This window comes from Streptomyces sp. NPDC059037 (genome assembly GCF_042740015.1).
GTDB lineage: Bacteria > Actinomycetota > Actinomycetes > Streptomycetales > Streptomycetaceae > Streptomyces.
In genome coordinates this window covers 18,869-27,545 of sequence record NZ_JBHYIG010000115.1, presented here as the reverse complement: position 1 = coordinate 27,545, position 8,677 = coordinate 18,869, and the positions used below count along the sequence as shown (strand labels likewise).

Here is an 8,677-nt window from a genome sequence, read left to right as displayed (position 1 = left end):
GCGGTTCCGACTCTATCAGATCCTTTCGGGCCTGATTCCCAGTCAGCGGGGTTTGTCTTCCCGGCTGTTGGGCCGTTCCGACGTCTCAAACTCTAGCGGGTTTTCCCGGCGACTCATAATCGAGTCCTGGAAATGAATTCGGGCATGCCGAATTCGTTCCCGGTGGGATGTCGTGCAGAGTTTGGTTTGCCGCGTCTCAGCGGCGGGAGTTGCTGTCGCAGAACCGTTACGGCTCCGTGGCAACCCGAAGAACCTTACGGATCGCCTGGGTGACTGTCAAACCCCGAGGTGGGGCGCTCAGCCCAGGTCGGTGAGGCGGCCGCCGGCGTCCGGCTGGGCGTCCTCGACCCTGCGCAGGAGGCGGGTCAGTACTTCCCCGAGGGCGCCCCGCTCCTCAGGGGAAAGGTCCTGGAGGAGGTCCTCCTCGAAGACCGTGGCAAGGCGCATGGCCTCCAGCCACTTCTCGCGGCCCTCCGCGGTGAGCTCCACGATCACGCGTACCCGGTTGGACTCGTCGCGATCCCGGGTGACCAGGCCCTCCGCCACCATCCGGTCGATGCGGTGGGTCATGGCGGCCGGCGTGAGGCCGAGGCGCTTGGCCAGTTCGCCGGGGCCCATTTGGTACGGGGCTCCGGAGAGGACGAGGGCCTTGAGGACCTCCCACTCGGCGTTGCTGATGCCGAGGGTCGCGGTCTGCCGCCCGTAGGCGACGTTCATACGGCGGTTGAGGCGGCCGAGGGCCGAGACGATCTCCTCGACCTGGGGGTCGAGGTCCTGAAACTCCCGCTGGTAGGCGGCGATCTGCTCGTCGAGAGTCGGCTCACTGGGGCCGGGAGTGTCACCCATGGCCGCAGTATGGCATGGGCCCGCTTGGCGTTGAAGTCCTTCCATGTGTATTGTTTAGGTTCTAACTTTAGCTTCGAAGTCTTCATGTCTAACTCCTAAGGTGGGTGAAAGTGACCAGGGCGATGGGCGCAGCGATGCGTCGCATTCAGGCAGGCAGCGCGCTGAGCGCGTTCGGTGTCGGGTTCACGGTTCCGTTCCTCTACGTCTATGTGGCGCAGGTGCGGGATCTGGGGTCCGGTGCGGCGGGCATCGTGCTCGCCGCGTTCGCCATGGCCGCGCTGATCGTCCTTCCCATCACCGGCCGCGTCATCGACCGCCGCGGCCCCCTCCCCGTACTCGTCGGAGCGGCGCTGGTCGCCTCGGTGGGGGCCCTCGCCCTCGGCTTCGCGAACAGTGAGGTGACGGCGATCGTCTCGGCGGCGCTCCTCGGTGCCGGGACCGCGGTCATGCAGCCCGCGCTCGCCACGATGATCGTCTGGTGCTCGACGCCGAGCACTCGCACGCGTGCCTTCGCGATGCAGTTCTTCCTGCAGAACCTGGGCCTGGGCATCGGCGGGCTCATCGGCGGCCAGATCGTCGACGAGCACCGGGCGAGCAGCTTCACTCTGCTGTTCTCCATCGAGGCCGCGATGTTCCTGGTGCTCGCCGCGATCGCGTTCACCGTGCGGCTGCCGCACTCGCCGGCGCTCCAGGGCACACTGCCGAAGGACGCTCCGCGGGGCGGGCTGCGGGCCCTGCTCAAGCACAAGGCGATGGTGCAGCTGTGCGTGCTGGGGTTCGTGCTGTTCTTCGCCTGCTACGGACAGTTCGAGTCGGGGCTCTCCGCGTACGGCGTGGAGGCGGCCGGAATCTCGCCGTCGACGCTCGGCATCGCGCTCGCCGCCAACACGGCCGTGATCGTCATCGCGCAGTTCGCCGTCCTGAAGTTCGTCGAGCGCCGCAAGCGGTCCCGGGTGATCGCCGCCGTCGGTCTCATCTGGGCCGTCGCGTGGATCGCGGCCGGGTACGCCGGGCTCGGGCACGGCAGCCAGGCCATGGCGACCGCCGCGTTCATCTCCACGTACGCACTCTTCGGGCTCGGCGAGGCGATGCTGTCGCCGACCGTCGCGCCGCTGGTCGCCGATCTGGCGCCGGCCGGCATGGTCGGTCAGTACAACTCGGCCTTCGCCCTGGTGAAGCAGCTGGCGCTCGCGGTCGGTCCTGCCGTGGGCGGGCCGATGGGGGCCTCGCTGCACGGGCCGTACATCGTGACGTTCCTGCTGTTCTCGCTCGGCATCAGCGTCCTTGCGATCCGGCTCGGCCGGCAGCTCACGCCGGTGCAGAACCAGCCGTCCCTCGCCAAGAGCCGGGTGGTCGCCCAGGGCGCCCCCGAGCCCGTACCGGCCGCTTCTTCTTAAGAAGTCAGCTCAAGAAGTCAGCGCGGCAGGGCGAATTCGCACCAGACCGCCTTGCCGCCGCCCGGAGTGCGCCGCGAGCCCCAGTTCGAGGCGATCGTCGCGACGATCGCGATGCCACGGCCCGCCTCGTCCGCGGGCTCCGCGCGGCGGCGCCTGGGCAGGTGGTCGTCGCCGTCCGTGACCTCGATGATCAGGCGGCGGTCCGTGCGGCGCAGGCGAAGGCGCATGGGCGGTGTGCCGTGTTGGAGGGAGTTGGCGACCAGTTCGCTGGCCGCGAGGACTCCCAGGTCGTGCAGTTCCGGCGGGAAGCGCCAGCTCGCGAGGACGCCGGTGGCGAAGGCACGCGCGCGTGGCGCCGCTTCCACGCCGCCGAGCAGCTCCAGGGCTGCGTTCCGGAACAGTTCGGCGTCCAGGCCCATGCGTGCCGGGTGCTGGAGGACAAGGACCGCGACGTCGTCGTCGTGGTCGGCGGTCACCCCCAGGGCGCGGATCAGGCGGTCGCAGACCACCTGGGGTGTGCCGGTGGCGCCCGCGAGGGCCCGCTCCAGGGCGGCGACTCCCTCGTCGATGTCCTCGCTGCGCCGCTCGACCAGGCCGTCCGTGTAGAGGACGGCGGTCGAGCCGGGGCCGAGCGGGACGGAGCCCGATGTGTGCAGCCAGCCGCCGGTGCCGAGCGGCGGCCCCGTGGGCTCCTCCGCGCGGTGGATCGTGCCGCTCTCGTCCCGTACGAGGATCGGCAGATGCCCGGCGGACGCGTAGACGAGGCTGCCCTCGTTCGGGTCGTGCACGGCGTAGACCATCGTGGCGATCTGGCTGGCGTCGATCTCGGCGGCGAGGCCGTCCAGAAGCTGCAGGACCTCGTGCGGTGGCAGGTCCAGGCGGGCGTAGGCGCGAACGGCCGTGCGGAGCTGGCCCATGACGGCCGCCGCGCGGACGCCGCGGCCCATGACGTCGCCGATGACCAGGGCGGTGCGGCCGCCGCCGAGGGTGATCACGTCGTACCAGTCGCCGCCGACCGCGGCCTCCGTGCCGCCCGGTTGGTACGTGGCGGCGATGCGCAGGTCGTCGGGCTGCTCCAACTCCTGGGGCAGCAGCGAGCGCTGGAGGGTGACGGCCGTCTCGCGCTGGGTGCGCTCGCTGGCGCGCAGCCGCTCGGCGGCCTCCGCGTGGTCGGTGACGTCGGCGGCGAAGACGAGGACGCCGCCGTCCTTGAGGGCGTCTACGGGGGTGCACGTGAAGGTGTAGGAGCGGCCGCTGGGTGCCTTGCGGGACTTCACGGTGCGTGGCTTGGAGCTGCGCAGGACCTGGTCGAGGAGGGGCAGCAGGCCGAGCTCCTCCAGCTCGGGCAGCGCCTCGCGGGCCGGTTCGCCGACGGGGCGGTCCCCGAACGCTGCGGCGTAGGCGTCGTTGACGTACGCGATGCGGTGGTCGGGGCCGTGCACCAGGGCGACCAGGGCCGGGATGTGGTCGAGCACCTCGCGGGTCGGCAGTTCGTCGACGCCGCCGGCGGGCGTGGGTGACGGGCCGTCCGTGCGGCCCTCGGCGCGGGCCGCAGGGACGGAACTTTCGGCTCGTGCCGGGGAGTGCCCCAGGTCGGTCCGCGCTGCGGCGCGGCGCTGCGTTCCGGGGAGCCGGGCGCTCCAGCGCGTGAAGTTCACTGCGGTAGGCCTCGTGATGTCGCTTCTGGATCGGGCGGGGATTTCCGGCGGTCCTGGCCCGCCCATGGTCACACGAACAGTCTGGCCGACCGGACTGACATCCGTCAGACGCCGGCGGCGCGCGCGGAGTTCCGGCCTCCGGTCAGGAGGACTCCTTCGGGCTTCTGCCCCCGGCCGCGAGTTCGAACTCCGCACGCGGGTGCTCGAGCGACCCCAGGGAGACGATCTCCCGTTTGAACAGGCCGGACAGGGTCCACTCGGCGAGGACCCGGGACTTGCGGTTGACGGTGGGCACCCGGCTCAGGTGGTAGACGCGGTGCATGAACCAGGCAGGGTAGCCCTTCAGCTTCCGTCCGTAGACATGTGCGACGCCTTTGTGCAGCCCCAGGGAGGCCACGGAGCCCACGTACTTGTGCGTGTACTCCGTGAGGGGCTGTTCGCGCAGGGACGCGGCGATGTTGTCGCCGAGCGTCCTGGCCTGGCGCACGGCGTGCTGGGCGTTGGGGGCGCACTCCTTGCCGGGCTCGTCGGCGGTGACATCGGGGACGGCTGCCGCGTCTCCCGCGCCCCACGCGTGCGTGGCGCCGTCCACGGTCAGCTGGGCGGTGCAGTTCAGGCGGCCGCGTTCGTTCAGAGGCAGGCCGGTCGCGGCGAGCACCGGGTGCGGTTTGACGCCCGCGGTCCACACCAGCGTGCGGGTGGGGAAGCGCGCGCCGTCGCTCAGCACGGCGACCCGGTCCTCGCAGGAGTCGAGTCGGGTCTCCAGGCGTACGTCGATGTTGCGGCGCCGCAGCTCACGGACGGTGTACTGGCCCATCTCCTCGCCGACCTCGGGCAGGATCCGCCCGGAGGCCTCGACGAGGATCCACTTCATGTCCTCGGCCTTGACGTTGTGGTAGTACCGCGCGGCGTAACGGGCCATGTCCTCCAGCTCGCCGAGCGCCTCCACGCCCGCGTACCCGCCTCCTACGAAGACGAAGGTGAGGGCGGCGTCGCGGACCGCGGGGTCGCGCGTCGATGAGGCGATGTCCATCTGTTCGATGACGTGGTTGCGCAGGCCGATGGCCTCTTCGACGGTCTTGAAGCCGATGCCGTGGTCGGCGAGGCCGGGGACGGGCAGGGTGCGCGAGACGGAGCCGGGGGCCAGGACCAGTTCGTCGTACGTGATGTCGACCGGCCCCTCTCCCTCGTCCGCGGTGGCCAGCGTCGTGAAGGAGGCGCACCGCTTGGCGTGGTCGATCGCCGTGACCTCGCCGATGACGATCCGGCACTTGTCCAGGACGCGGCGCAGCGGGACGACGACGTGCCGCGGCGAGATGGAGCCCGCGGCGGCTTCGGGCAGGAACGGCTGATAGGTCATATACGGCTCGGGCGTCACCACCACGATCTCCGCTTCGCCCCGCTTCAGCTCCGGCTTCAGCTTCCGCTGGAGGCGCAGCGCGGTGTACATGCCGACGTAGCCGCCGCCCACAACGAGAATGCGCACAGGTTCCTTCACCATCCCATGACGCACCCAGCTCTGGCGTTTGTCCACAGGCTCGGCAATTTGTGTGACCGGCCGCGATGTGCGACGCGCCGTCGGGGCTTGGCCGGGGCGATCGACAGGAGTGCAGGTCAGCGGGTGGGAGAGGGGTGAGGCACAGGGGTGCAATCGGGTCGGAATCGGTGCGTACTCCGATCGGGGGGCGCTCCGTGCGGAACCCACCTCTTCTGAATTGACTCTGGCTCAACTATGTTCGTGTGTCGTCGGGGTGTCGGGGGATGCGCTCGTCGGGTCCGGTTCAACGGGACCCGGGAACCGGGCTCGCTCCTCACACTTCGGTAGTCAATGACGGGGAGTGTCTCCGGGGGGAGACGTCATTACCGGGGGAACGCGTATGCATATGCAGGAATCTCACTGGACTTCTACGACGGCGACGGCACCGGCCATCGCCACCAGCGGGAACGGACGCGACATGGGGGACGGACCGCGTACGACGCCGCTGCGTGTGGACGCACAGCGCAATCTCGAGCATGTCCTTCGCGCGGCGCGCGAGGTGTTCGGCGAGCTGGGGTACGGCGCCCCGATGGAGGACGTCGCGCGGCGCGCGCGGGTCGGTGTCGGCACGGTGTACCGGCGGTTCCCGAGCAAGGACGTACTGGTCAGGCGGATAGCCGAGGAGGAGACCGCCCGGCTGACCGACCAGGCGCGTGCCGCGCTCGGTCAGGAGGACGAGCCGTGGTCGGCGCTTTCGCGCTTCCTGCGGACGTCCGTCGCGTCGGGCGCGGGCCGGCTGCTCCCGCCGCAGGTGCTGCGGGTGGGTGTCGCCGACGAAGTCGCCGGTGGTGTGCGGGAGGACGAGGCGCGGGTGCCGCAGCAGCGGCAGTCGGCGCCGGGCGGTCCCGAGCTGCGGCTCGTCGAGCAGCGCTCGGCGCCCGCGGAGGAGTCGCTGCCGGACGATCCGGGGGCGGTGGCGCTGCTCGACGTCGTCGGGCGTCTGGTGGAGCGGGCGCGTACGGCGGGCGAGCTGCGCGCCGATGTGACCGTCTCGGACGTGCTCCTGGTGATAGCCACGGCGGCGCCCTCGCTGCCGGACGCGGCGCAGCAGGCGGCGGCCTCCTCACGGCTCCTGGACATCCTGCTCGAAGGGCTGCGGTCGCGCCCCACGGCGTGATTCACCCGAGGGAGGGCTCAACTCCGTTCAAACACAAGGATGTTGAGCCTTCCCAAAAGAGTGAACCGTAGTGCTCGATCGCGCGAAGTCACCTCGGACGGGTGGTAGACGGTCATCACCATCCGCCGGAACACGACCGTGTGGCACTCTTTCCGGGTGTCCGGGGCCATCCCCCGGTGTCCAGATCTGAGTGTGCAAGCGGGGGCTTTCCGCGATGAGTGGTGACGGGCGGGACGAGTCGTCCCCTGCCGTGGGCGAAGAGGCCGGCGGGCTGCCCCATCGGCAGGTGCCGAGCCAGGGCGGGCGCGGTGGCGGCACCACCGGTCCCGGCAGTCCCGGCGGCGCGGATCCCAGCGTTCCGCCGCAGCGGGAGCCCGGCCGGGGCTGGACGTCGGCCGCGGGCGGCGCGTCGGCCGACAGCGACCTCATCGCCCGCATGCGGGCGGGCGACGACAGCGCGTACGAGGAGCTGTACCGCAGGCACGCCGAGGCGGTCCGCCGGTACGCGCGCACGTGCTGCCGGGACGCGCACACCGCCGACGACCTCACCGCCGAGGTCTTCGCGCGGATGCTGCAGGCCGTCCGTGGCGGCAGCGGGCCCGAGCACGCCGTGCGCGCCTATCTGCTCACCACGGTGCGCCGCGTCGCCGCGGGATGGACGAAGTCGGCAAAGCGGGAGCAACTGGTCGAGGACTTCGCGGTGTTCGCCGCGCAGGCCGCGCGCAGCTCCGAGGTGTCCGACGATGACACTCTCGACCTGGGCGCGGACGTGCGCGCGATGCACGAGGCCGAGCAGTCCATGGCCATGCAGGCGTTCCGGAGCCTTCCCGAGCGCTGGCAGGCCGTGCTGTGGCACACGGAGATCGAGGACGAGTCCCCCAGTGACGTCGCCACGCTCTTCGGGCTCGACGCCAACGGCACGCGCGTGCTGGCCAAGCGGGCGCGCGAGGGTCTGAAGGAGGCGTATCTCCAGGCGCATGTGAGCACCACGCTCACCGCCGACGAGGAGTGCGCGCGCTACGCCGACCGGCTCGGCGCCTACGCGCGCGGCAGCCTGCGCACCCGGGCCGAGCGCGGCCTGCGCAAGCACCTGGAGGAGTGCGCCAAGTGCCGCCTGGCCGCGGGCCAGATCAAGGAAGTCGCAAGCGGCATCCCCGGCGTCGTGCCGATCGCGGTCATCGGTTGGTTCGGTGCCGCCGGGTACGCGAAGGTGGCCGCGCTCGTCGGCGGCGGCGCCGCCGGTGCCGCGGGCGCCGGTGCGGCCGGCGCGGCGGCGGCGAGCGGTGGCTCGTCCGGTGGCGCGGCGGGCGGTGCGGCGGCCTCCGAAGGGCTCGGCGCACCCGCGAAGGCCGGTATCGCCGCGGGTGTGGCCGTCGCCGCTGCGGCCGCCGTGGCGCTCGCCCTGGCCGGCAACGACGAGAAGCCCAAGGACCTGCCGAGCGCCGAGAAGCCGCCGGCCGTGGAGCCCGTCGTGCCGAGCAAGCCGCCGCCCCCTAAGCCCAAGCCCGAGCCGCCGGCCCCCGCGCCCAAGCCTCCGCCGCCCCCGGCGGCCAAGCCGAAGCCGACGCCGACCCCCACACCGACGCCCAAGCCGACACCGCCGAAGCCCGAGCCGACGCCGACTCCCACACCGACGCCGCCGAAGCCCGAGCCGACGCCTCCGCCGCCCGCGCCGAAGGTCTACCAGTGGAGCGAGCTGCAGTACGCCGGCCTCGGCGACGGCACCAAGCCCGAGATGCGGCTCGGCGAGAGCAGCTGGGTCTGGCAGCGCTCCGGCCTGTCGGTCGCGGACACGCGGTACGCCCACGGCGTGACGGTGCACGGCCAGTCCTCGGTCACCATCGACCTGAACCGGAAGTGCTCGTCGTACGACGCGCTCGTCGGTGTCGACGACATGACGATGGGCCTCGGCAAGGTGCGGTTCTCCGTCTTCGCCGACAACACACGGCTGTGGCGGTCGCCGCTGATCAAGGGCGGGGACCCGGCAGTGCCGGTCCAGGTGGACCTGACCGGACGCAAGACGATCCGCCTGGTCGTCGAGCCGCACTCGCCGTTCGACACCGGGGCGCTCGCGGACTGGGCGCAGTCGCGGTTCCGCTGTACGTAGTACGTAGTGAACGCC

General features: G+C 71.3%; 6 protein-coding genes. 3 read left to right on the top strand and 3 right to left on the bottom strand.

Annotated features, from left to right (window positions below):
- Positions 1–297 precede the first annotated feature (297 nt).
- Complete coding sequence (locus ACFWY6_RS23415; protein WP_384693548.1) at positions 298–846, bottom strand: MarR family winged helix-turn-helix transcriptional regulator; 549 nt, start codon at positions 844–846, stop codon at positions 298–300.
- 122 nt (positions 847–968) lie between these two features.
- On the opposite strand from ACFWY6_RS23415, the gene ACFWY6_RS23410 reads away from it, so the two are divergent.
- Positions 969–2,243: an MFS transporter gene (locus tag ACFWY6_RS23410; protein WP_384693557.1), complete on the top strand. Its 1,275-nt coding sequence runs from the start codon at positions 969–971 to the stop codon at positions 2,241–2,243.
- A gap of 17 nt (positions 2,244–2,260) precedes the next feature.
- Here the strand turns inward: ACFWY6_RS23410 and ACFWY6_RS23405 are convergent, their stop codons facing one another.
- Entirely contained in the window at positions 2,261–3,901 is a 1,641-nt protein-coding gene (locus ACFWY6_RS23405; RefSeq protein WP_384693546.1) for a SpoIIE family protein phosphatase, read from the bottom strand.
- Positions 3,902–4,043: 142 nt separating this feature from the next.
- On the bottom strand, positions 4,044–5,402 hold the full coding sequence (locus ACFWY6_RS23400) for an NAD(P)/FAD-dependent oxidoreductase (protein ID WP_384693543.1): 1,359 nt from the start codon (positions 5,400–5,402) through the stop codon (positions 4,044–4,046).
- A gap of 376 nt (positions 5,403–5,778) precedes the next feature.
- On the opposite strand from ACFWY6_RS23400, the gene ACFWY6_RS23395 reads away from it, so the two are divergent.
- Entirely contained in the window at positions 5,779–6,555 is a 777-nt protein-coding gene (locus ACFWY6_RS23395; protein ID WP_266864851.1) for a TetR/AcrR family transcriptional regulator, read from the top strand.
- Between the two features lie 214 nt (positions 6,556–6,769).
- Positions 6,770–8,662: a sigma-70 family RNA polymerase sigma factor gene (locus ACFWY6_RS23390; RefSeq protein ID WP_384693540.1), complete on the top strand. Its 1,893-nt coding sequence runs from the start codon at positions 6,770–6,772 to the stop codon at positions 8,660–8,662.
- Positions 8,663–8,677: the final 15 nt, after the last annotated feature.

What these genes read in the sequence shown, in the direction of transcription:
- ACFWY6_RS23415 (WP_384693548.1), bottom strand. Translation starts at nt 846, where the DNA reads ATGGGTGACACTCCCGGCCCCAGTGAGCCGACTCTCGACGAGCAGATC.
- ACFWY6_RS23410 (WP_384693557.1), top strand. Translation starts at nt 969, where the DNA reads ATGGGCGCAGCGATGCGTCGCATTCAGGCAGGCAGCGCGCTGAGCGCG.
- ACFWY6_RS23400 (WP_384693543.1), bottom strand. Translation starts at nt 5,402, where the DNA reads ATGGTGAAGGAACCTGTGCGCATTCTCGTTGTGGGCGGCGGCTACGTC.
- ACFWY6_RS23395 (WP_266864851.1), top strand. Translation starts at nt 5,779, where the DNA reads ATGCATATGCAGGAATCTCACTGGACTTCTACGACGGCGACGGCACCG.
- ACFWY6_RS23390 (WP_384693540.1), top strand. Translation starts at nt 6,770, where the DNA reads ATGAGTGGTGACGGGCGGGACGAGTCGTCCCCTGCCGTGGGCGAAGAG.